The 22,459-nt window shown below is 74.1% G+C and carries 19 protein-coding genes; 10 read left to right on the forward strand and 9 right to left on the reverse strand.

Annotated elements, in window-relative coordinates:
• Positions 1–260 precede the first annotated feature (260 nt).
• The 3 genes from IE265_RS08970 to IE265_RS08980 are packed head-to-tail and all read right to left on the reverse strand — an operon-like array spanning position 261 to position 2,248.
• Complete coding sequence (locus tag IE265_RS08970) at positions 261–1,076, reverse strand: SAM-dependent methyltransferase (protein ID WP_190034875.1); 816 nt, start codon at positions 1,074–1,076, stop codon at positions 261–263.
• Between the two features lie 59 nt (positions 1,077–1,135).
• The gene (locus IE265_RS08975) at positions 1,136–1,372 is read right to left on the reverse strand and encodes a DUF397 domain-containing protein (protein ID WP_190034876.1); all 237 of its coding nucleotides are present in this window, start codon (positions 1,370–1,372) and stop codon (positions 1,136–1,138) included.
• On the reverse strand, positions 1,373–2,248 hold the full coding sequence (locus tag IE265_RS08980) for a Sco1979 family transcriptional regulator (protein ID WP_190034877.1): 876 nt from the start codon (positions 2,246–2,248) through the stop codon (positions 1,373–1,375).
• A gap of 375 nt (positions 2,249–2,623) precedes the next feature.
• Here IE265_RS08980 and IE265_RS38255 point away from each other — a divergent pair, with 375 nt between their 5' ends.
• The gene (locus IE265_RS38255) at positions 2,624–3,445 is read left to right on the forward strand and encodes an ATP-binding protein (protein WP_229916100.1); all 822 of its coding nucleotides are present in this window, start codon (positions 2,624–2,626) and stop codon (positions 3,443–3,445) included.
• On the forward strand, positions 3,423–3,881 hold the full coding sequence (locus IE265_RS08990; protein ID WP_190034878.1) for a hypothetical protein: 459 nt from the start codon (positions 3,423–3,425) through the stop codon (positions 3,879–3,881). Before IE265_RS38255 ends, IE265_RS08990 begins: the two co-directional genes overlap by 23 nt.
• A 580-nt stretch (positions 3,882–4,461) precedes the next feature.
• Here the strand turns inward: IE265_RS08990 and IE265_RS08995 are convergent.
• The 3 genes from IE265_RS08995 to IE265_RS09005 form a co-directional block, all read right to left on the reverse strand.
• Positions 4,462–4,914, reverse strand: coding sequence for a MarR family winged helix-turn-helix transcriptional regulator (locus tag IE265_RS08995; protein ID WP_190034879.1), 453 nt, complete (start codon positions 4,912–4,914; stop codon positions 4,462–4,464).
• A gap of 176 nt (positions 4,915–5,090) precedes the next feature.
• A complete protein-coding gene (locus tag IE265_RS09000; RefSeq protein ID WP_190034880.1) occupies positions 5,091–5,585 on the reverse strand; it encodes a MarR family winged helix-turn-helix transcriptional regulator in 495 nt (164 codons plus the stop codon).
• A 106-nt stretch (positions 5,586–5,691) separates the two neighbouring features.
• Complete coding sequence (locus IE265_RS09005) at positions 5,692–6,462, reverse strand: SDR family NAD(P)-dependent oxidoreductase (RefSeq protein WP_190034881.1); 771 nt, start codon at positions 6,460–6,462, stop codon at positions 5,692–5,694.
• Between the two features lie 516 nt (positions 6,463–6,978).
• On the opposite strand from IE265_RS09005, the gene IE265_RS09010 reads away from it, so the two are divergent.
• The 3 genes from IE265_RS09010 to cyc2 all read left to right on the forward strand — a co-directional run bounded on the left by IE265_RS09010 (position 6,979) and on the right by cyc2 (position 12,746).
• A complete protein-coding gene (locus tag IE265_RS09010) occupies positions 6,979–8,751 on the forward strand; it encodes an ABC transporter ATP-binding protein (RefSeq protein ID WP_190034882.1) in 1,773 nt (590 codons plus the stop codon).
• 962 nt (positions 8,752–9,713) lie between these two features.
• Entirely contained in the window at positions 9,714–10,391 is a 678-nt protein-coding gene (locus IE265_RS09015) for an AIM24 family protein (protein ID WP_190034883.1), read from the forward strand.
• A gap of 171 nt (positions 10,392–10,562) precedes the next feature.
• Positions 10,563–12,746, forward strand: a complete 2,184-nt coding sequence (cyc2, locus tag IE265_RS09020; protein WP_190034884.1) for a germacradienol/geosmin synthase Cyc2 — start codon at positions 10,563–10,565, stop codon at positions 12,744–12,746.
• Positions 12,747–12,841: 95 nt separating this feature from the next.
• Here the strand turns inward: cyc2 and IE265_RS09025 are convergent, their stop codons facing one another.
• Positions 12,842–13,597, reverse strand: a complete 756-nt coding sequence (locus IE265_RS09025) for a metallophosphoesterase (protein ID WP_190034885.1) — start codon at positions 13,595–13,597, stop codon at positions 12,842–12,844.
• 177 nt (positions 13,598–13,774) lie between these two features.
• Here IE265_RS09025 and IE265_RS09030 point away from each other — a divergent pair, with 177 nt between their 5' ends.
• From IE265_RS09030 to IE265_RS09040, 3 genes are all read left to right on the forward strand, one after another.
• A complete protein-coding gene (locus tag IE265_RS09030; protein WP_190034886.1) occupies positions 13,775–14,395 on the forward strand; it encodes a LysE family translocator in 621 nt (206 codons plus the stop codon).
• Between the two features lie 166 nt (positions 14,396–14,561).
• Complete coding sequence (locus tag IE265_RS09035; RefSeq protein WP_190034887.1) at positions 14,562–15,686, forward strand: aminopeptidase P family protein; 1,125 nt, start codon at positions 14,562–14,564, stop codon at positions 15,684–15,686.
• Between the two features lie 49 nt (positions 15,687–15,735).
• On the forward strand, positions 15,736–16,665 hold the full coding sequence (locus tag IE265_RS09040) for an aminoglycoside phosphotransferase family protein (RefSeq protein WP_190034888.1): 930 nt from the start codon (positions 15,736–15,738) through the stop codon (positions 16,663–16,665).
• Positions 16,666–16,760: 95 nt separating this feature from the next.
• Here IE265_RS09040 and treZ read toward each other — a convergent pair whose 3' ends face one another.
• Complete coding sequence (treZ, locus tag IE265_RS09045; protein WP_190034889.1) at positions 16,761–18,506, reverse strand: malto-oligosyltrehalose trehalohydrolase; 1,746 nt, start codon at positions 18,504–18,506, stop codon at positions 16,761–16,763.
• 182 nt (positions 18,507–18,688) lie between these two features.
• On the opposite strand from treZ, the gene IE265_RS09050 reads away from it, so the two are divergent.
• Together IE265_RS09050 and IE265_RS09055 are read left to right on the forward strand one after the other, a co-directional pair.
• A complete protein-coding gene (locus tag IE265_RS09050; RefSeq protein ID WP_190034890.1) occupies positions 18,689–19,246 on the forward strand; it encodes a DUF1707 and FHA domain-containing protein in 558 nt (185 codons plus the stop codon).
• A gap of 217 nt (positions 19,247–19,463) precedes the next feature.
• Positions 19,464–20,831, forward strand: coding sequence for a M14 family zinc carboxypeptidase (locus tag IE265_RS09055; RefSeq protein ID WP_229916115.1), 1,368 nt, complete (start codon positions 19,464–19,466; stop codon positions 20,829–20,831).
• Between the two features lie 230 nt (positions 20,832–21,061).
• Here IE265_RS09055 and IE265_RS09060 read toward each other — a convergent pair whose 3' ends face one another.
• Positions 21,062–22,312 (reverse strand): M14 family zinc carboxypeptidase, encoded by a 1,251-nt coding sequence (locus IE265_RS09060; protein ID WP_190034892.1) that lies wholly within the window; start codon positions 22,310–22,312, stop codon positions 21,062–21,064.
• Positions 22,313–22,459 lie beyond the last annotated feature (147 nt).

Below are 22,459 nucleotides of genomic sequence, written 5' to 3' on the forward strand. Positions count from 1 at the left end.
GCGTGCGCGCGGGAGCCCGGCGGGACCGGGGCCCGCTCGGACCGCCGCGCTCCCGGCGGGAACGGGGGCGGGCCGCGAGCAGCGGCGTCCGCCGGGGAGGGGACGCACGCCCCGCCGAGCCCGGTATCCGGCCCGGACGGGACGCCCTCACCGGGCCCGGTGTCCGGCGAGGACGCGAGGTCCCACGGGATCCGGCACCCGGCGGGGACGCGAGGCCCCATCGGGACCGGCGTCCCGTGGCGGGGGCGCCCGCCCTGTCGCTACGGCTTGCGGGCCACCGCCCCGTACATCGCGATGTCCTCGTCGCGGATCGGACCGGTGTCGGTGCCGTCCGGGTACCACTTGTGGACCTGGACGATGCCGGGCCCGATCAGGTCGAGGCCCTCGAAGAACTCCTCGGCCTCCGTGAACGTGCGCAGCCGCATGGGCATGTTGCGGGCCGCGTACTCACGGGCCACCCGGCCCACCTCCCGCGGCGCGAACTCGGCGGTGCCGATGGACATCGCGAGATAGCTGCCGGACGGGAGGGGGTCGAGCAGGCGGCGCACGATGCCGACGGCGTCGTCCTCGTCCAGGACGAAGTGCACGATGGCGATCACCGTGAGGGCCACCGGACGCGTGAGGTCGAGGGTCTCGCGCAGCTCCGGCGCGTCGAGGATGCTCGACGGGTCGGTCATGTCGGCCTCGACGTACGCCGTCCTCCCCTCCGGGGTGCTCGACAGCAGGCCCTGGGACAGGGTGAGGACGATGGGGTCGTTGTCGACGTAGACGACCCGCGAGTCCGGGGCCACCGACTGCGCGATCTCGTGGAGGTTGGGCGAGGTGGGTATGCCGGTGCCGATGTCCAGGAACTGGCGTACGCCCGCCTCCTTCGCGAGGTGGGCGACCGCGCGGTTCATCCAGTCGCGGTTGGCCTTCATGTGGATCGGCATCGCGGGCCACTCCCGCGTCATGGCGTCGCCGGCCTCCTTGTCGGCGGGGTAGTAGTCCTTGCCGCCCAGGATGTAGTCGTAGATGCGGGCGGAGTGCGCGTTCTCGGTGTCGATTCGGTCGGCCGGCCATCCGTTGTCGGGCAACGCCGTTCCTTCCCTTCCGGTGGTGGATATCGGTGAACGCTCCGTGCGAACAACACGGTTCAGATCAGGAAGTCGGCGTCACCCGCCTTCACACCCGCCAGGAAAGTCGTCATCTCGCGCGATGTGAAGACCAGTGCCGGCCCGTCCGGATCGGTCGACTGGCGCAGCGCCACGCGTCCGTCGCCGAGCCTCTTCGCCTCGACGCAGGCGCCTCCCGCGTCGTCGCTCCAGGGCTTGGACCAGCCGAGCGGTCCGAGGTCGCGGGACGGCACGCCGTTGCGTATGCGGTGGTGCACTCAGAGCTCCTTGCGAATCGCACCGAGGAGGGCCTCGGTCTTCCTGGCGGGCGCGGACTGGGCGCCCAACCGGTCCAGGGCCTCGCGGTACACCACGACGTCGTCGTCCTTGTCCAGGTACACAGCGCCCACCAGGCCGCTGAGATAGACGATGTCGGGCAGTTCGGGCGCCCGGAACCGGAAGAGGTGGAACGCGCCGGCCCGCATCGCCGGATGCGGGCCGTTGGCGAACGGCATGATCTGGAGCGTCACATGGGGCAGCGAGTTGACCTCGGCGAGATGGTCGATCTGGGCGCGCATCACCTCGGGGCCCCCGACCGGCCAGCGCAGCACCGTCTCGTCCATCACGATCCACACCCGGGGCGGGGAGGGCCGGGACAGGAGTTCCTGGCGTCGCATCCGCAACGCGACCCTGCGCTCGGTCGCCCCGGCCGGGGCGTGCGGGTTCCCGGCTCCGAGCAGGGCGCGCGCGTACGCCTCCGTCTGCAGCAGCCCGTGCACGAACTGCGCCTCGTACGCGCGGATCTGGAGCGCCGCCTGCTCCAGGCTCAGATAGGCGGCGAACCAGTCGGGGAGGACATCGCGGTAGGTGTGCCACCAGCCGCGCCTGTTGGCCTCGCGGACCGACTTCAGGAAGGTGTCGATCTCCTGCTGGTCCCGCACGCCGTAGACCTGGAGCAGCTTCTCGGCGTCAGCGAGCCTGAGCCGGGCCACCTTGGCGGCCTCCATCCGGCGGATCGTGGAGTGGCTGACCCCGATCGCCGCGCCGGCCTGCTCGAACGTCATCCCGGCCCGCGTGCGCAGCTCCTCCAGCTGTCTGCCGAGGATCATGCGCAGGACGGTGGGCGCGCCGCCCCAGTCGGTCTCAGCGGTCACTCCGTACCCCCTCGTGCCGGGTTCGAGGTCGCAGTCTGTCACGATCATCCGTTCGGAAGGCAGCATGCGCCGTGCAAATTGCAATTTTCAACTTGTCGGTTGCGGGCTGTTGTCGGCAGGTGCCACAGTGGTCTGTACCGTCCAGGACCGGTGAACGACCGGCGATTGCGGCCGAGTTGGGGGAGAGAAGGTCGTAACTCATCGCTGGCCAGCGCGAGTTGTGCAGGACTCGTAGTGGATCCGGACCCGTTCGGTACCGGCACCGGTCCGACCACCGGTGCGAAGGCAGACGAAAGGCGAACGGCGATGGCTCCGCCCTCCCTCCCCACGCCCGGAGGCCGACCGCCCGCTACCGAACGCCCTTGCAGAGCGGGCGTGTTCGGCCTGACCCCCGAACCCGCCTCGGTCTCCGCGGCCCGACGGAACGTGCGCGAACTGCTGACCGAGTGGGGCACCGGCCCCGAAACCCGGGACAACGCCCTCCTGGTGGTCTCGGAACTCGTCACCAACGCCCTCACCCACACCGCGAGCGAGTGGATCGTCTGCCGGCTCCGCACCTTCCGGGGGCGCCTCCACATCGAGGTCGAGGACCGGCACCGCGGCCGGACCCTGCCCGCGCCGCGCCCCGCGGGCCCCGACGACCAGGACGGCCGCGGTCTGATGCTGGTCGGCGCGCTCAGCAGTGACTGGGGTGTCCGGGACGCCCCGAGGGGAGGCGGCAGCATCGTCTGGGCCGTCCTGCCCGACCTGCCGGTGCGCTGCCAGGAGGCCCCCGAGCGGGTCGCGCCGCAGCGCCGCGCACCCGAACCGGCCGGGCCTCGGCACCGGTTGCCGGGGTCCGGGGCGCCGGAGCGTCCGGTGGAGAGACCGGAGGCGCCGGGACAACCGTCGGAGAGACCGGCGGTGTCGGAACGTCAGGTGGAGAGACCTGCGGTGCCGGAGAGACCGGCGGTGCGGCCGGCGGTTCCCGTACGCGCGGCGCCCGTACCCGTCGTGCCGGAGCCGTCCCCCACGGTCCCGCAGCAGCGGCGAGCCCGGCACACCGGCCCCGCCGGACACCTTCCCACCGGGCCCGGCCTCGTCCCCACCGGGCACGCGTCCTCCCTCACGGGACACGCGCCCACCCCGTACGTCACCCGGCCCGCCCCCCACTCGGCCGAAGGATCCCCACCGCATGGAACTGCAGCACGCCCCTGACCCCCGATTCCGCAGGCCCGCGACTCCCGTACCCACGCACCCGGTCCGCCTGGTCATCCCCGCACGGCTGCGCGCCGGGCTCGGCTGCGACGCCGTCGGCACGTCCCGGGAGCACGGCGAGCGGATCATGAGCTGCCTGCCGCGCGTCGGCTGTGTCTTCGCCGACGGCCACGCCGGTGACGAGCGCTGGTGGTGGGTCGTGCCCGCCGGCTCCCAGATAGGTGTCACCTGGCCGCCCGCCATGACCTACACCGCCGGCGCGCACCGGGCCGACCCGTCCTGGACGCGCGCCCGCCGGGCTCCCCGGTCCGGCACGCCCCGGCTGATCCACAGCCCCGAGGGGGACTCGCCCTACACGCCGCCCATCCCGCTGTACTTCCTCGCGTGCCGCCTCACGGGCAGCGTGCCGCGCTGGTCGCTCGGCGCGGGGAGCTGAACCGCCCGGCCCGCGCGACGGCGCACGCCGTGCACCGTGAACGGTCCCGCACGTCCGTATGTCGAGGTGGGTCAGCAGGAACGGTCCCACCCGTCGCGGCGCGAACCGCCGTACGCGCCCGGGCTCGGCCGTGGCGGAGGATGATGGGCGACCATGCCGGGTGACCGGGTGGCGCGCCGCACTGCCGGCGCATCTCGCGCCGGCGCAGGGCGGCGGCCACCACGCCGTACCGGGAGCGGCCCACTCCCGGTCACGCCGCCCACGCGGTGGTGACGTCGGGCGGCGGCGGGGCGGAGCCGGCGCAGCGCGCCGGCGCCATGACGGCGGCCCACGCCGCGGCCGCCCGGCTGCTCCGGCACGCCGACGCCGCGGTCACCGCCGCGGTCGCGGGAGTGCCGCACCGACCTGTGCCGCCGCGCTCGCGGCCGTACTCGCCGCCGCCGGTCCGGCCGCCGCGCACGCGGAGGTCGAGGCGGACACCCCGCGGGCCCTCGCGGAGAACGTCACAGTCACGCTCACCTTCGCCGGGAGGTGATCCCGTACGCCGGGAAGTGATCCCGTACGGCTCCGTCCCGTGGTGTCAGGGACGCGGCCAAGGGCGCTCGTCGAGGTTCTCGATGTCGGTGTTGAACCGCTTGAGGTAGCCGGCGAACGCGGCGACCTCCTCCGGATCCCAGTCGGCCATCACCTTCTCCAGCGCCCCCACGCTCTCGGTGCGATGCGTGTCGAGGCGGCGCTCGCCCTCCGCGGTGATGCGGAACTTGCGGGCGATGCCCCCCTCGGGATCCGGGATGCGCTCGACCAGACCGCCGCGCAGCATCGCCGCGGTCTGCCGGTTGAGGGTGGAGGCGTCCAGGCCGAACGCGTCGCTGAGCTGGCCGATGGACATCGGACCCTCCATGCGGATGCGGCTGAGCACGATGTAGGCGCTGCGCTCCAGCCGGCCGCCGACCCGGGCCCGTGGCGAGTTCAGGTAGAGGTGCCGCCCGAGCAGCATCGTCTCGAACTCGATCAAGTGCGTGGGCTTGTCCATGCCGCCGGTCCTTCCCAGTTCTGACCTCGCACCCCGTACCTGAGCGTGGGCCGAGGCCGGGGCAGGAGCCATGACATCAAATATGCACCATCCACGTATTGTGTACGATGCACAAAGTGTGCCCGGGGGCGAGGCCGGTACGGCCCGGGCGGCGGTGCCACCGTCCGGCGCGGCACTCAGCGCAGCCGCGGCAGCGCGTCCCGGGCGGCGTGGCCGAGGACGCGCAGATCCCCGGCGAAGCGCTCGCGGTGGGAGGCGGGCAGCGGCTCGACGAAGTGGCGCCGGATGTTCTCCACGTGCACCTCGGAGGCGCGGACCACCGTTTCCTCGCCCAGCGGGGTGAGCCGGACCAGACGCCCTCGCCGGTCGTCGGGGTCGTCCGCCCGGGAGACCAGTCCGGCGTCCTCCATCCGGTCCACCAGACGCGTCACGCCGCCCGTGGTGAGGACCTGCTCCCGTCCGATGGCCTTCATGGGCAGTCCGGCGCCGCCCGCCCGGCCGAGGACGAGCAGCACCTCGAACATGAGGTGGCTGATGCCGCACTCCCGCTCGATCGACCGGCCCAGGATGTGCTCCAGCCGGTTGGCCGTTCCCAGCAGGCGCCCGAAGGCCACGATCAGTTCGTGATCCGCCGCCTGTTTCGCCGTCGTGATCCCGGCCTGCTCAACCACGGTCGCGCCGCCCTTCCGTCGTCCCGGACATGTCCGGCCCGATCATGCCGTGACGCACCGCCGTGTGACGACGGTCGTGCACTCCCGGCCTCGGGGACGGGACCCCTCAGACGCTGTAGCCGCCGTCGACCCCCAGCGCCTGGCCGGTGATGAACCCGGCACGGTCGGAGGCGAGGAACGCCACCGCCTCGGCGATGTCCGCCGCGTCCCCGAACCGGCGCAACGGGGTGTTGCGCAGGGTGACCCGGAGCGCCGCCTCGTCCAACTCGCCGCTGTCGATGAGCCGGGCGGCGATGCCGTCCTTCAGCATGCCGGGCGCCACGCAGTTCACCCGGACCCCGTAGCGGCCCTCCTCCGCGGCCAGTGCCCTGGCGACCGCCTCGACCGCCCCCTTGGTTCCCGACGACAGTCCGTCCCGGACCGGGAAGCGGCGGGTGGCCACGGTGGTGACGGCGACGATGCTGCCCCGGCTCGCGCGCAGCAGCGGCAGCGCGGGGTGGACGAGGTTGAAGAACGCCCCTGCCTCCGCGTCGAGTTGGGCCCGGTACCGGCTCGGGGTGACCGTACTCAGATGCACCATCGGCACGTGCGGGCCCGCCGCGTGGACCAGGGTGTGGAGTCCCCCGAACGCCGAGGCGGCCTCGGCGACGGCTGCCGCGGCGGCCTTCTCGTCGCCCAGGTCCGCCTGCCATGCCCGGACGCGACGCCCGGTGGCCCCCAGCTCCTGGACCAAGGCCTCGGCGGCGTCCCCCCGGGAGCGATAGGTGAACGCCACGTCACTGCCGCGTTCCGCGAGCACGCGCACGACCGCGGCACCGATGCCACCGCTGCCGCCCGCGACGAACGCCGCTCCCGCCCTGTCCGAGAAATCCATCATGCACGGCCCCAGGAATCGTCTCGACGCTCTCCATGACCTTGCCGGTCCGGCGCGGACCCCGGTTGTACGGACCCCGGTGGTGCGGACCCCGGTGGTGCGGACCCCGGTTGTACGGACCCGTGGGGCACCGGAGCCGGGAGGTCCAGGTGTACGGGCACGGGGTGCTCTGGTGGCGCGGGGCCCGGGCGACGCCGGTCGTGCGGCCATTGCAGCACGAGGCGCCCCCCGCCGGACAGATGCGGGCGGGGAGGGACGGACGCCGGGCCCGGACGCGCGGACGCCGGGCCCGGACGCGCGGGCGGCACGGGCGTCGGGCGGCACGCGGGCGTCGGGCGCCGCGGTCCATGTCGCGGCGGGGCGGGGACGACCGGTGCGTGCCGGGGTGGTCGGGCGTCGGGCCCGGGCGGACGGTCGCGGGGGACGCCCCGTCGGGATGTCAGTGGCGTCGGCGATACTTCGACGACGCTCCCGCTCCGGCCGGCGGGGGAGGGGACCGCACGTCCGAGGGGGAGCACCATGGCGCAGTCAGATCTGTCCGGCGCACCGCCGGCGCCCCCGTGGCGCCTGCTGCTCGCGTACGTACGCCCGTACCGCTGGACCCTGCTGCTCGGGGCGGTGCTGTCGCTGGTGACCGGGGCCGCCGGGCTGGCGCTGCCGCTGGTGGCGAGGTCGCTCATCGACGACCTCGCGCACGACCGTGCCGTGACCGGCGCGCTGCTGGCCATGTCGGCCCTGGTCGTCGTCAACGCCGCGGTGGGGGCGCTCGGTTCCTACGTGCTGCGGTACACCGCCGAGTCGGTCGTGCTGGGAGCGCGGCGCGGGCTGGTCTCGCACCTGCTGCGGCTGCGGATAGCGGCGGTCGACCGGAGCGAGCCGGGTGACCTGATGGCCCGGATCACCTCGGACACGACCCTGCTGCGCGAGGTCACCACGGATTCGCTGGTCGGGCTCGGCACGGGCGGTCTCACCCTCGTGGCCACCCTGGTGATGATGGGGTTCGTCGATCCGGTCCTGCTGTCCGTCACCCTGGGCGTCGTCGTCGGCGCCGGCACGGTGATCGGCGTGATCGTGCCCCGCATCAACCGCGCCAGCCGCCGCGCGCAGGACGCGGTCGGGGCGATGGGGGCCTCGCTCGAACGCACCCTCGGCGCCCTGCGGACCATCAAGGCGTCGGGTGCCGAGCACCGCGAGGAGCGGGCCGTGCACGCGGCGGCCGAGGAGTCGTGGCGGCAGAGCGTGCGGGCGGCCAAGTGGGCGGCGCTGGCGGGCAACACGGCGGGTCTGTCGATGCAGGTCGCGTTCATCACGGTGCTCGCGGTGGGCGGCGCGCGCGTGGCGACCGGCGCCGTGGACATCGGCACGCTGGTCGCCTTCCTGCTCTACGTCTTCTACTTGATGTCCCCGATCCAGCAGGTCGTCGGAGCCGTGGCCCAGTACCAGACGGGCTCGGCCGCGCTGGCCAGGATCGAGGAGGCGCGGCGGCTGCCCGCCGAGCCGGCGGCCGAGCCGGCGCCACTGCCGCGGTCCGGCGCCGAGCCGGCGACGATCGCCTTCGAGGACGTGCGCTTCCGGTACGCGGACGACCTGCCGTACGTCCACCACGGTGTGACCTTCGCCGTCCCGCCACGCGGCATGACCGCCTTCGTCGGTCCTTCCGGTGCCGGGAAGACCACGGTGTTCTCGCTCATCGAGCGGTTCTACGACCCGGAGGAGGGGACCATCGCGCTGGACGGGCGCGACCTCACCGACTGGGAGGTGTCGGGCCTGCGGTCCGCCATCGGCTATGTCGAGCAGGACGCGCCGGTGCTGTCCGGGAGCCTCAAGGACAACCTCCTGCTCGGCAACCCCGACGCCGACGAGGCCGAGTTGCTGGCCGCCGTGAAGACCACCCGGCTGGACTCCCTCGTCGACCGGCTGCCGCAGGGACTGGACACGCTCGTCGGGCACCGCGGCACCAAGCTCTCCGGCGGGGAGCGGCAGCGGGTGGCCATCGCGCGCGCCCTGCTCAGACGGCCCCGACTGCTGCTGCTCGACGAGGCCACCAGCCAGCTGGACGCGGTCAACGAGGCCGCGCTGCGCGACACCGTGGCCGACGTGGCCCGCACCACCACCGTCCTGGTCGTCGCCCACCGGCTGTCCACGGTGACCATGGCCGACCGAATAGTCGTGATGGACGCGGGACGGGTGCGGGCGGTGGGCACCCATCGTGAACTCGTGGGCGCCGACCCGCTGTACGCCGAACTGGCCGCCACCCAGTTCCTCGCGGCCACCGACGACGGCGAGGCGTGAGCCCGGCGTCTCCCGGCCGCCGCGGATGCCGTCCCGCGGACGGCGACCGGTCCCGGCGGACCGCGACCTGACCGACCACGACCCGACCTGACCGACGGACTCGACCCGGCCGTGACCGGACTCGGCCGCGACCGGACCCGACCGTGACCGGTTCCGGCCGTGACCGAACCCGACCCGACCGTGACCGGTTCCGGCCGACCGCGACGCGGCCCGGTCGGCCGCGCCCCGGGTTCACCGACCGCGCGGGCGCACCCGTGTCCGAGGCATGCCGGGGAGCGGTGGCCTCCGGGAGCGCTCCCACTCCCGCTGACCGGCCCGCGCGGCAGCCGGAAAGGGTTCCACGCCGGTCAACTGGGCTTTCCCTATGGGGGTTCCGGGCCGGGTCTCAAGGGTTTTCCCTGTATCCGGGGCGCGAACGCGCCACCTATGGTTCGAGTTGTTCGAGCAACAGCCGGCCCGCGGGCAACCCCCGCGGCACCGCTCGCGTCCGGCCGACCACCGCGCCCCTCGATCGCACTCCCGCCGCTTCGACGACGAAGCGGACCGGACTCCGCCCCCGACGTGTCCCGCCGCGCCTCCCGGGGCGTGGTCGCCGTCGGCACGCCGAAGGCCGAACGCCGTGTCGGACGTCCGGTCGACGCTCCACCCACCGAGCCACCCCCCACAGGGTGCGGGCCGAGAGGCCCCGCGGGGGCGGCCGGCGCGGAAACGCGCCGACCGCCCCACCTCTCCCACCGGTACGCCTCGTCGCCCGAGGCGCGTCCGCCGTCCCACCGCGTCCGCTCGTGTGCCGGAGCCGCCTCCGGACTCGGGACTCCGGACTCGGGACTCTGCGCTCTGGGCCGTGGGTTCCGGGCCGTGGACTCCGGGCTCCGGTCAGGGCTGCGGTCCGGGACCGCCTCCGGGTCGCATCCACCTCCGGAACGATGTCGGAACCCCCGCGTCCGGGACAGGATGCCCGCATGAAGGGTGACCTGTTTTCCAGCGAGTACATGGTGCAGCCGGCCGGCGCGGCGGGCATGAGCGTCCAGAACGCCAAGTCGATCAAGTACACGGTCAACGGCGAGATGTTCGCCCGGCAGGGAGCGATGGTCGCCTACCGCGGCAGCCTCCAGTTCGAGCGCAAGAGCCAGGGCGTCGGCGGGATGCTGAAGCGCGCCGTCACCGGCGAGGGGCTGCCGCTCATGGCGGTGCGGGGCCAGGGGGAGGCCTGGTTCGCGCACGAGGCGCAGAACTGCTTCATCGTGGACATCGACCCCGGTGACGTCTTCACGGTCAACGGCCGCAACGTGCTGTGCTTCGACGCCTCGCTGTCCTACGAGATAAAGACCGTCAAGGGGGCGGGGATCGCGGGCGGCGGCCTGTTCAACAGCGTGTTCACCGGGCAGGGCCGGCTCGGGCTGGTCTGCGAGGGCAATCCGCTGGTCATCCCGGTCTCGCCGCAGTGGCCTGTGTACGTCGACACGGACGCGGTCGTCGGCTGGACGGCGGGCCTCCAGACCTCGCTGCACCGCTCGCAGTCGATCGGCTCGATGATCCGCGGCGGCTCCGGCGAGGCGGTGCAACTGATGCTCCAGGGCGAGGGATGCGTCGTCGTACGGCCGAGCGAGGCGACCCCGCAGAAGGCCCAGCAGCACTGACGCGGAAGCCCGGTGGCCGCAGCGCCCGCGGGCGCTGCGGCACGCCGAGCACGCGCCCCGGGACGGCACACCTTTCCCGGAACCGGGCCCGCTCACGCACCGGTTCACGCGATGGGGCGATCATGCGCCGCCGGACGGATGCCCCGATCGGGCCACGGGTAGGGCCCGGCCATGACGCAGCCGTTCGAACTGCCGCACTTCTACATGCCGTATCCCGCGCGGCTGAACCCGCATGTCGACGAGGCCCGCGCCCACTCGACCGAGTGGGCGCGCGGGATGGGCATGCTGGAGGGCTCCGGCATCTGGGAGCAGGCCGACCTCGACGCACACGACTACGGGCTGCTGTGCGCGTACACGCATCCCGACTGCGACGGGCCCGCCCTCTCGCTCATCACCGACTGGTACGTGTGGGTCTTCTTCTTCGACGACCACTTCCTGGAGATCTTCAAACGCAGCCAGGACCGCGCGGGCGGCAAGGCCTACCTGGACCGCCTCCCGCTCTTCATGCCGCTGGACCTGTCGACTCCCGTGCCCGAGCCGTGCAATCCCGTCGAGGCCGGTCTCGCCGACCTGTGGGCGCGCACGGTCCCCTCGATGTCCTTGGCGTGGCGCAGGCGGTTCGCCGAGTCCACCGAGCACCTGCTCAACGAGTCGATGTGGGAGCTGTCCAACATCAACGAGGGGCGGGTGTCCAACCCCGTCGAGTACATCGAGATGCGCCGCAAGGTGGGCGGCGCCCCCTGGTCCGCGGGGCTCGTGGAGTACGCGACGGCCGAGGTCCCCGAGTCCGTCGCCGCCTCGCGTCCGCTGCGCGTGCTGATGGAGACGTTCTCGGACGGAGTGCACCTGCGCAACGACCTCTTCTCGTACCAGAGGGAGGTCGAGGAGGAGGGGGAGCTGAGCAACGGAGTCCTCGTCCTGGAGACGTTCTTCGGCTGCACGACGCAGCAGGCCGCCGACACCGTGAACGACATCCTCACCTCGCGGCTGCACCAGTTCGAGCACACGGCTCTCACCGAAGTGCCCGCGCTGGCAGTGGACAAGGGCCTCACGCCGGACCAGGTCGGAGCCGTCGCCGCGTACGCCCAGGGCCTCCAGGACTGGCAGTCCGGCGGCCACGAGTGGCACATGCGGTCGAGCCGGTACATGAACGAGAGGGCCAGGGCCACGACGCCCGGCGGGCTGGGCGGGCCCGGAACCTCGGCCGCCGACGTCGGGGCACTGCTCGCGGCCGCCGGCGCCGAACGGCTGCGCGCGTACAGCCACGTGCCGTACCAGAAGGTGGGCCCCTCCCTGCTCCCGGACTTCCACATGCCGTTCCAGGTCCGGCTGAACGCGGACCTGGACGGAGCGCGCCGACGGATCACCCCGTGGGCCCACAGCATGGGCATCCTGGAGGAGGGCGTCTGGGACGAGGACAAACTCGTGGCCTACGACCTGCCGCTGTGCTCGGCGGGCCTCGACCCGGACGGCACGCCCGAGGCGCTGGACCTCAGCGCCCACTGGCTCGCGTGGGGGACGTACGGCGACGACTACTACCCGATGGTCTTCGGGCACCGCCGGGACGTGGCCGCCGCGAAGCTGTGCACCGAGCGGCTCTCCGCGTGCATGCCCGTCGACGGCGAGGAGATCCCGCCGCCGGCCAACGCCATGGAGCGCGGCCTCGCCGACCTGTGGAGGCGCACGACGGCCGGCATGACCCCGCAGGCCCGGCGGGCCGTGCGGGCCTCGGTCGACGTCATGACCGAGAGCTGGGTGTGGGAGCTGTCCAACCAGCTGCAGAACCGCATCCCCGACCCCGTCGACTACCTGGAGATGCGCCGGGCCACCTTCGGCGCCGACCTCACCATGAGCCTGTGCCGCCTGGGCCACGGGCCCGAGGTTCCGCCCGAGGTCTACCGCAGCGGCCCCGTCCGCTCCCTGGAGAACGCCGCGGTCGACTACGGGATGCTCATCAACGACGTGTTCTCGTACCAGAAGGAGATCGAGTACGAGGGGGAGGTGCACAACGCCATCCTCGTCGTGCAGAACTTCTTCGGCTGCGACTACCCGACGGCGCTCGGCGTCGTCCACGACCTCATGACGCAGCGGATGGAGCAGTTCGAGCATGTGGCCAAGCACGAGTTCCCCGTGCTGTACGAGGACTTCGCGCTCTCGGAGCAGGCCCGCGAGACGATGGAGGGGTATGTCGTGAGCCTCCAGAACTGGATGGCCGGCATCCTCAAGTGGCACAGGGACTGCCGTCGTTACGGGGCCGCCGACCTGGCGCGCCGCGCCCACGGCTTCGTACCGGGACGGCTGCCGGAACCGCCGTTCGGCGGAGCCCGGCAGTGGGCCGTGACCGCCGCGCGCTGACCCGCCCGACCGGGCGCCCCCGCGGGCGCGCCCGGTCGGCCGGGTGCCGGGCAGCCCTCCGCGGCCCCGGGGCGATCACCGCACCGGGGCCGTACTCACAGGGCCACCCTGAAGTGGCTGGTCAACCGCCCCTCGTCGTCGAGGACGTGGAAGGCCAGTCCGGGCGGCGCGTCCCGGTCGGCCGCGCCCTCGCCCTCCCACGGCATGCGCAGCGACCAGGTCACCCCGGGCCCGACGGCCAGCGGCCGCCCGGCGAAGACCGTGGCCGCGGGCGTGTGCGCGTGCCCGGTGACGACGCCGACGATCTCGCCCCTGCGCCCCATCAGTTCGGCCAGCGCGCCGGGCCCGCGCAACGGGTGGGCGTCGGGCAGCGGATGGTGCAGCGCGACGGGCGGATGGTGGAAGGCGAGCAGGGCCGGCACCGACCCGCCGAGGCCGTCGAGCGTCTCCTCGATCCAGGCGTACGTGGCGGCGTCCAGCTCGCCCTCGTCGCTGTCCGGCACGCTGGAGTCGCACATCAGGACGGCGGCGCCGTCGAGGACGTGGACGCTGTTGACGGGTCCGTCGCCCGCGGGTTCGCCGAGCAGCGCCTTGCGGTAGGCCGCGCGCCGGTCGTGGTTGCCCGGGCAGGTCAGTACGGGGAACGGGGCCGCCGGGCCGCGCAGTCCCAGGAGGCGGGCGGCCTCCTCGTACTCGGCCTCGGTCCCGTGGTCCGCGATGTCCCCCGTGACGAGCAGGGCGTCCACCCGTCCCGGCAGCCCCCACAGCAGGTCCCGTACCCGCTCGGCGCGCTCCGTGGCCCGTTCGGTCCCGTCGAGATGCAGGTCGCTGATGTGTGCCAGCACGAGCATGGTCCGGCCGCCTCCCCTGAATGCTCTTAATGGATTGAGTTCATCCAACCATTAGCGTCAACAGTCGGGCAACCGGGCGGTGTTGATCCGGGGCGCCGGTCGCGGGCGGTACGGGGCCCCCGGGAGCCGGGAGAAATCTGCTGGCGGGGTGTCGCGCGCCGGGCCAGGATGAGCCCCATGCTCAGCACCCTCCTGACCTTCCTCGGCGCCTGCACCCTGATCGCCGCCTCGCCCGGCCCGAGCACCGTGCTGATCATCAGGCAGTCGCTGCTCAGCAGGCGGGCGGGCTTCCTGACCGTGCTGGGCAACGAGACCGGCGTGTTCGTCTGGGGCGCCGTCGCCGCGTTCGGCCTCACCGCGCTGCTCGCGGCCTCCGAGACGGCGTACGACGTGATGCGCTTCGTCGGCGCGGTCGTACTCGTGGTCTTCGGCGCGCAGGCGCTGTGGCACGCGAGGCACGCCGACGGCCCGGTCGCGCAGGAGGGCGGGCTGCCCGGGAGGAGCGGCTGGGCCTCCTACCGGAGCGGCCTGCTGATCAATCTCGCCAACCCCAAGGCGGCGATCTTCGCGATGTCCTTCCTCCCGCAGTTCGTGCCGCCGGGCGCCCCTCACCTGCCCGCCATGCTGGGGCTCGCGGCCCTCTGGGCGGTCTACGAGATCGGTTACTACAGCGTCTACGTGTGGGGTGTCGCGCGCATGAGGACGGTGCTCTCCCGGGCCGGGGTGCGGCGCAGGCTGGAGCAGGTCTCCGGCGGAGTGCTCCTGCTGCTCGGCGCGCGGCTCGCCCTGGAGGGCTGACACCGTCACGGCGGGCCGCCCGGCCCGCCCCCGGCCCCCCGTTCGGCACCCGGCGGGCGGGGCGCCGCCGCGACTCCCCGACGCCGGAAGCGGTGACCGGCTCGCGCCGTCCACGCTGTCCGGGCAGGATGCTGCCCGTAGCCCCTTCTGCCCCACGGAGGCCCGGATGACAAGCACGCCCGCGCCCTTCACCGCCGGCGACTACCAGGCACGGATGGAGCGCGCCGCGCGGGCCGCCGCGGACGCGGGCCTCGCCGGGGTGCTCGTCGCGCCCGGCCCCGACCTCGTGTGGCTCACGGGCTACGCGCCGACCGCGATCACCGAACGGCTGACCCTGCTCGTGCTGGCCGCCGGTCAGGACCCCGTGCTCGTGGTGCCCACCCTGGAGGCCCCGGACGCCGAGAAGGCCGCCGGCGCGCCCGCCCTGACACTCCGCGACTGGACCGACGGCAAGGACCCGTACGCGGCCACGGCCCCGCTGCTCGACGCGGCGGGCCGCTTCGGCGTCAGCGACAACGCCTGGGCCATGCACCTGCTGGGTCTCCAGGGGCGGCTGCCCGGCACCTCCTACGTCTCCCTGACGGAGGCCCTGCCCATGCTCAGGGCCGTCAAGGACGCCGCGGAGCTGGAGCGCCTCGCGGCGGCCGGAGCCGCCGCCGACGACACGTACGAGAAGATCCTCGACGTGCCCTTCGCGGGCCGGCGCGAGTCGGACGTCGCCGGTGACCTCGCCGACCTGCTGCGGCAGTTCGGGCACAGCCAGGTGGACTTCACGGTCGTCGGATCGGGGCCGAACGGCGCCAACCCGCACCACGAGGCGGGCGAACGCGTCATCGAGCACGGCGACATGGTCGTCCTCGACTTCGGCGGGCTGAAGCACGGCTACGGCTCCGACACCTCCCGCACCGTGCACGTCGGTGAACCCGACGCCGAGGAGCAGCGGGTCCACGACGTCGTCCGCGAGGCCCAGGAGGCGGCGTTCCTGGCCGTTCGGCCCGGGATCGCCTGCCAGGACGTCGACCGGGTGGCCCGCGCGCACATCACGGAGGCCGGGTACGGCGACCGCTTCATCCACCGCACCGGGCACGGCATCGGCGTCACCACCCACGAACCCCCCTACATGGTCGAGGGCGAGGAGCGGCCCCTCGTGCCCGGCATGTGCTTCTCCGTCGAGCCCGGCGTCTACCTTCCGGGCCGCTTCGGCGTCCGCATCGAGGACATCGTGACGGTCACCGAGGACGGCGGACGCCGGTTCAACAACACCCGCCGGGAACTGGCAGTCGTGCACTGACCCCTCCCGCAGCAGATCCCCCGGACCCCGAACGGCAGACGGCGCGACCATGACCCAGGCAGCGACACCCACAGCGGACACCGTGCGGCGCCTCGTCCGCTCCCTGCTCCCGGACAGCGGCGGGCCCGCGATCCGGCCCGCCGGCGGAGGGGGCGAGCACTCGACCTGGTTCGTGGGGTCGCGGCACGTGCTGCGGCTCGCCCCGGACCGCGACGCCTCCCTCAAGCAGCGGCGCGAACTGCGACTGCGCGATCTGGTGCGCCCCCACATCGGGGTCGCGCTGCCGGCGAGCATCGCGCACGGCGAGTGGGCGAGCGGCCTCACGTACACGCTCGACACCCTGATCCCAGGCGGCTCGGGGGAGCGGCTCGACGTATCCGCCGTCGGCGAGGCCGACCTCGCGGGCCTGCTCACCGGGCTGCGCGAGGTGCCGGCCCGCCAGGCGGAGACCCTCGGCGTGCCCCACACCGCGCCGCGCTCGCTGGAGGAGCTGAGGGCCGCCGCCGGGCCGGCCGCGGAACAGCTCGGCGCGGCCGACGAGTTCGACCCCGCCCGGCTCCTGCAGCTCACCGCGCCCGCGGCGCTCCAGCTCGCCGCGCAACCCGGCTCGGCCGTCCTCGTCCACCACGACCTCACGGGCGAGCACCTCGTGGTGGCCGCCGACGGGCGCGTGCGCGGGGTCCTCGGCTGGGCCGAGACCGCGGTGGGCGACCCCGCCGAGGACATCGCGGGGCTCGCCGTCGCCGTGGGCGCCCCGGCGGCGGTCCGCGCCGCCACCCTCGCGGGCTACGGAGCCCGCCCCTGCCTGCGTGGCCTGTGGCTGGCCCGCTGCGACGCCCTGACCGCCCTCGCCGACCGCCTGCGGTCGGGGGACACCGCCGCGCTGCCACTGCTGCGGACACGGCTCGTACGGTCCTGGGAGCCGATCCTGCTGGAACGGGTCACGGAGTTCCGCGACGACGCCGACGGGCCGCCGTAGCCACCGCGCCCCCCGGCCCGCCGCTCCCCGACCGGTCCTTCCCGGGCACGCGAACCACGAGGGCCGTCACTCCCGTGCCTGCCGCTCCCGGGCCGTCACTCCTGGAGGAGTACCACGCACGACTCGCCCGGCAGGCTCAGCATGCCGTCGGCGCCCGGCGCCTCCACCGGCTCCCACGCGGCCAGGACCCGCGTCGGCCGGGTGCCGAGCGGGATGGCCGCCGGCTCCCCGCCGAGGTTCACGGCCACCCGTACGTCGCCGCGGCGGAAGGCGAGCCAGCGGCCGGCCTCGTCGTGGGCGACCTTGACGTCCGAGAGGTCGGGGTCCGTGAGGTCGGGCTGGGCGTGCCGCAGTGCGACGAGTTCGCGGTACCAGGCCAGCACGCGCGCGTGCACCCCGCTCCGCGGCTCGGACCAGTCGAGGCAGGACCGGTCGCGCGTGGCGGGGTCCTGCGGGTCGGGGACGTCCTCCGCGGCCCACCCGTGGGCGGCGAACTCCCTGCGCCGCCCGTTGCGGACCGCCTCCGCGAGGTCGGGGTCGGTGTGGTCGGTGAAGAACTGCCAGGGCGTGCCCGCGGCCCACTCCTCGCCCATGAACAGCATCGGCGTGAACGGCCCGGTCAGCGTCAGCGCCGCGGCGCACGCCAGCAGACCGGCCGGCAGCGACGCCGAGAGCCGGTCGCCCAGCGCGCGGTTGCCGATCTGGTCGTGGGTCTGCGAGTACCCCAGCAGGCGGTGCGCGGAGACCCGGGCGAGGTCCAGCGGGCGGCCGTGGCGCCTGCCGCGGAAACTGGAGTACGTGCCGTTGTGGAAGAAGCCCTCCGTGAGCGTCTTCGCGACGGCGGCGAGCGGGGCGCGCGCGAAGTCCGCGTAGTAGCCCTGCGCCTCACCGGTCAGCGCGGCGTGCAGCGCGTGGTGGAAGTCGTCGTTCCACTGCGCGTGCAGCCCGAGGCCGTTCTCCTTGCGGGGCGTGATGACCCGGGGGTCGCCCAGGTCGGACTCGGCGACCAGGAACAGCGGTCGGCCCAGTTCGCCCGAGAGCCCGTCCACGGCGGCGGACAGCTCCTCCAGGAAGTGGCACGCGCGCGTGTCGTGCAGGGCGTGCACGGCGTCCAGCCGCAGGCCGTCCAGCCGGTAGTCGCGCAGCCAGGCCAGCGCGCTCCCCAGCAGGAAGGCGCGCACCTCGTCGGAGCCGGGCGCGTCCAGGTTCACCGCCGAGCCCCACGGCGTGTGGTGCGTCTCCGTGAAGTAGGGCCCGAAGGCGGGCAGATGGTTGCCGGAGGGGCCCAGATGGTTGTGCACGACGTCCAGGACGACACCGAGCCCGAGGCCGTGCGCGCGGTCGACGAAGCGCTTCAGCGCCTCCGGGCCGCCGTACGGCTCGTGCACGGCCCACAGCGACACCCCCTCGTACCCCCAGCCGTGCCGTCCGGGGAACGGGCACACCGGCATCAACTCGACGTGCGTGATCCCGAGTTCGACGAGGTGCCCCAGCCGGTCGGCGGCCGCGTCCAGGGTGCCCTCGCGGGTGTACGTGCCCACGTGCAGCTCGTACAGCACGGCCCCCGGCAGGCCGCGCCCCGCCCAGTCGGCGCGCCACGCGTACCCCTCGTGGTCGACGACCGCGCTCAGCCCGTCGGGGCCGTCCGGCTGACGGCGCGAGCGCGGGTCGGGCAGTACGGGACCGTCGTCGACGGCGAACCCGTACCGCGTGCCGTCCTGCGCCTCGGCCTCTCCCGTCCACCACCCGACGCGGCCGGGATCGGGCTCCAACGCGTGTGCGCTGCCCGCGCAATGGAGCGTCATGCGGTCGGCCTGTGGTGCCCACACCTCGAACTGCACGGACGGTTCTCCCTCGTCTGCTCACCGTGACCTCGCCGCTCCCATGGTGCTCCAAACGCGATCAATCCACCTTCGCATCCTCCCGATCGAACGACTGAAAACAGCCGAACCGGCCAACGGCGGCACCGGGCGGGTGCCGCGTTTTCTGGACACCCCGGCCGTGCTGCCAGACAATCACCTGCGTGACGTCGTCCTCGGAGTTCCACACCTATCCCGCACCCGCGCGGCTCTCGGACGCCGAGCGGGACCGGGCGCTGCGGGCGCTGCGGGACGGTGTCGCCGAGGGACGGCTCTCGCACGACACGTTCGTGCTGCGGATGGAGCTGGCGTTCGCCGCCCGCACCCCGGGCGAACTGGCCGCGCTCACCGCAGACCTGCACACCGAGAGCCGCTGGTCGCGCGCGCTGTTCGGCACGGTCGAGGCGGTCTCCGGATTCACCGTGCGGCTGCGCAGGGCCTGGCAGGCCGAACGGCTTCCCAAACTGCTGCTGCCCGGGCCGGACAACGCGCACCCGCTGCGGATCGGCCGCGATCCGGCCAGCGGCCTGCGGCTCAGCCACGAGACGGTGTCCCGGGTGCACGCCGAACTCTCCCGCCAGGGAGGCCTGTGGGTGCTGCGCGACCTCGGCTCGACCAACGGGACCTCGGTGAACGGGCGTCGGGTGATCAGCGCCGCCGTCGTCCAGGTGGGCGATCAGGTCAGCTTCGGCCGGATGGCGTTCAGGCTCGCCGCGAACTAGCGCCGACGGCCCGCCTCTTCGAAGCCGGCGGCGGAGACCGCCCGCCCCGCCCCGTCGCCGGAACGCCGCCCTCCGCCCGGCGTCCGTCCCGCCGTTGAACATCGCGCCCCCGCAGCGGTGTTGACGTACCCCCGTGTCGTGACTCACTGTGCGTACACCATGCACACCAGGTGAACCGACGGCCACTCGCACGGCCACTCGCTGCGGAGGTACGACCCTGCCACCACTGCTCCGCTACCCCTCCGTCGACGAGTTGGGCCTGCGGGCCGCCGCGCTCGCCGAACGCCGCCCGAAGGACGTCCGGCTGCGCCGCGTCGGCACCTCGCGGGCCGGAACCCCCCTGTGGCTGCTCTCGGTCGGCCACGGCAGCCGGCACACCCTCGTCGTCGCAGGCCCCCACGCCAACGAGCCCGTGGGCGGGGCCACCGTCCTGCGGCTGGCCGAACGGGTCCTCGCGGACCCCCGGTTGCGCGACGGCGCCGACGTGACGTGGAACCTGCTGCTGTGCCTCGACCCCGACGGCTCCCGCCGCAACGAGGGCTGGCTGTCGGGGCCTTACGTCCTCGGCCGCTACTTCCGGCACTTCTTCCGCCCCGGGTTCGCCGAGCAGCCCGAGTGGCTGCCCGACGGCGCCGGACGGGCGGCCCTGCCGGAGACCCGCGCGCTGCTCGCCCTCCAGGACGAACTGCGGCCGTTCCTCCAGTGCTCCCTGCACGGCGTGGACGTGGGCGGCGGGTTCGTCGAGCTGACCCGTGACCTGCCTGGACTCGCCCCGCGCCTCGCCCACGTCGCCGCGCGCACGGGCGTCCCCCTCGAACTCGGCCCGTACGACACGCTGTACTGGCCCGGCCTCGGGCCCGCCGTCTACCGCATCCCGTCCCCGAGGCCCGGCGGCCTCGCGGCGGCCATGACGGAGGCGGCCGTCGAGTCCACCTGGTTCCACCCCCACCCGTACGGCACGGTGACCGCCGTCGTCGAGGCGCCCATGTGGGGCGTGGCGGCCGTGGAGGACTCCTCCCGGCCCGCGGACCCCGAAGGCGTCCTGCGGGCCGTCAGCCGTACGCTGCGGCACGACACGGCCCTGCTGGAAGGGCTCCTGGCCCGGATCCGCCCCGGTCTGGCGGCGGTCCCGGACGCCGGGGTACTCCTCGCGCCCGTGGACGACTATTTACTGGTCGGCCCCGGTCTCGCGGACTCCTGGGACCCCGACACCGGCCCGGCCCCGGGCGCCGACGGCACCGCCCGCCCGATGCCGCCCCTCGACACGGCCCGGCTGACCGCGCTGCGCATCTCCGGGAGGCGCCTGGCGCTGCGCACGGCGGGGCTGCTCCGGCGGCTGGTGACCACCGCGGGGAACGACCCGTCCGGCGCGGGAGCGGAGCTGGACCGGCTCATCGACGCCTGGTGCGCGGACTACCACGACGGCCACGGGGCGCGCTGGATCCCGGTCGCACGGCAGGCCGACTACCAGGCCCGGGTGGTCCTCGCGGCCTTCGACCTGGCCCGGCGCGGGGAGCCGGGACCGCCGCCCGGCCCCCGCCCCGTCGACGCGCCCGCGACGAGGTCGGAGGTGCCGTCCGACTGAGCCGGGCGGAAAGCCGTACGACATCTCGTGCGAGGCCCGTACACCCCACCGGAGCGGACGGTACGAGAGCCCGTACGGTCCCTGCGGCAGCCGCAGAGACCGTACGGGACCCCCCTCGGGGCACCCGTACGGGCCGTGCGGGACCCGGCAGGGCACCCAACTGCGCCGGACGGGAGGCGGCGGGGCGGCCGTACGGGCCGGGCGGGGGCCCGGACGGGAGCGGTGCCCGCTCAGGCGGCGCGGGGCCGGGCGTGCCACGCCGCGGCCACGACGGTCCTGCTCTGGTGCTCCACCTGGTGCTCCAGCGGCACCCAGCGCGCCCGGAAGCGTTCGGCGAAGGAGTCGCTCCAGGCCGCCACCAGGGGCTCCAGGCGCGGCACGGCCCGGTCGTCGGCCTCCCGCAGGACCCGCAGGAGCATCGCCGCGGCGCGCAGCGGAAGCCGGCGGCCGAACGCGTCCACGCTGCCCACGTACGCCATCGTGGTGTCCGCGGGCGGCTCGTGGACCCAGTCGCCCGCCAACCCCGGCACCAGCCCCAGCGCCCACTGGGTGGCGCGCAGCAGCGGTCCCGGCGGCCCGCACAGGCGCGGCAGCGCCTCGGCGAGGACGCTCTCCACCGCGTGCGCGTCCCTGAGGAGCCGGCCCGCCAGCCGCCGCAGCGCCGCCGCGGGCGCGGGATGGGGTGCCGGGTCGTCCACGAGGTCGCTGGCCCACATCGGCACCTCCACGACCGCCGTCAGGCCGCCGTACCGGTGGGCGTGGTACCACGTGCTGTGCCGGGCGTCGTCCGGCATGCTCGGGTACGCGAGGTCCGAACCCGGCGCGGGCATGACGTGCACCCCCGGGCCGGAGGCCGGCCAGCCGGCGGCGTCCGAGGCCCCCGTCTCGACCGGGATGTTCAGCTCCGCCGCGGACTTGGCGAACGGTTCGGCCAGGCCCGGGACGTCCTTCGTCAGCTGCACCCAGCTGCCGCCCAGATCCGTCCCGTGGAGACTCACCTGGAGGTACGGGCGGAGCCTGTCGATGACACCGGTGAGCGCGCGCGTCTCCGGAGGCAGCAGGTCGGGCGGCAGCACGGAGGGCGACCACTCGGGCTGCTCGGGCCCCGCGGGACGGAAGAAGCCGAGGTGGTAGTCGAGCAGCGTGCGGGGCGCCGGCGTCACGTGCAGGCTGGCGCCGTCCGGGTCCGCGCAGAGCAGGAAGTGCCAGGACGTGTCGGCCCGCAGGCGTCTTTCGCGTACGACCCTTTCGGCGAGCGCCATCGCGGTGCGCCCGCCGGTCGGCTCGTTGGAGTGCGCGCCCGCGACGACCAGCACCGAGCGCTCCGCGTGGCCCACGGAGAGCAGGTGCAGCGGGCGCCCCGCGCGCGAGCGGCCGATCTGCCGGAGCGAGCACAGGCTCGGCCGGTGGGCGGCCAACGCCCCGGCCGAGGAGACGAGTTCGGTCACACTGGGATAGCGCAGCTCCGGCAGGACACTCACCCCCGACTTGTTCCGGCCCGGCTTCGCACCTGGCAGTAGTCCACGGACCGGATGAACTGTCAAGGACGCATGGGGGCGCCCCGGGGAGCGTCGGGCGGCGCCGCCGGAGCGCCGGGTCGACGGCCCCGGGGGCGGCGGCGACGGGCC

It is taken from the genome of Streptomyces fructofermentans (assembly GCF_014651055.1).
Lineage (GTDB): Bacteria > Actinomycetota > Actinomycetes > Streptomycetales > Streptomycetaceae > Streptomyces > Streptomyces fructofermentans.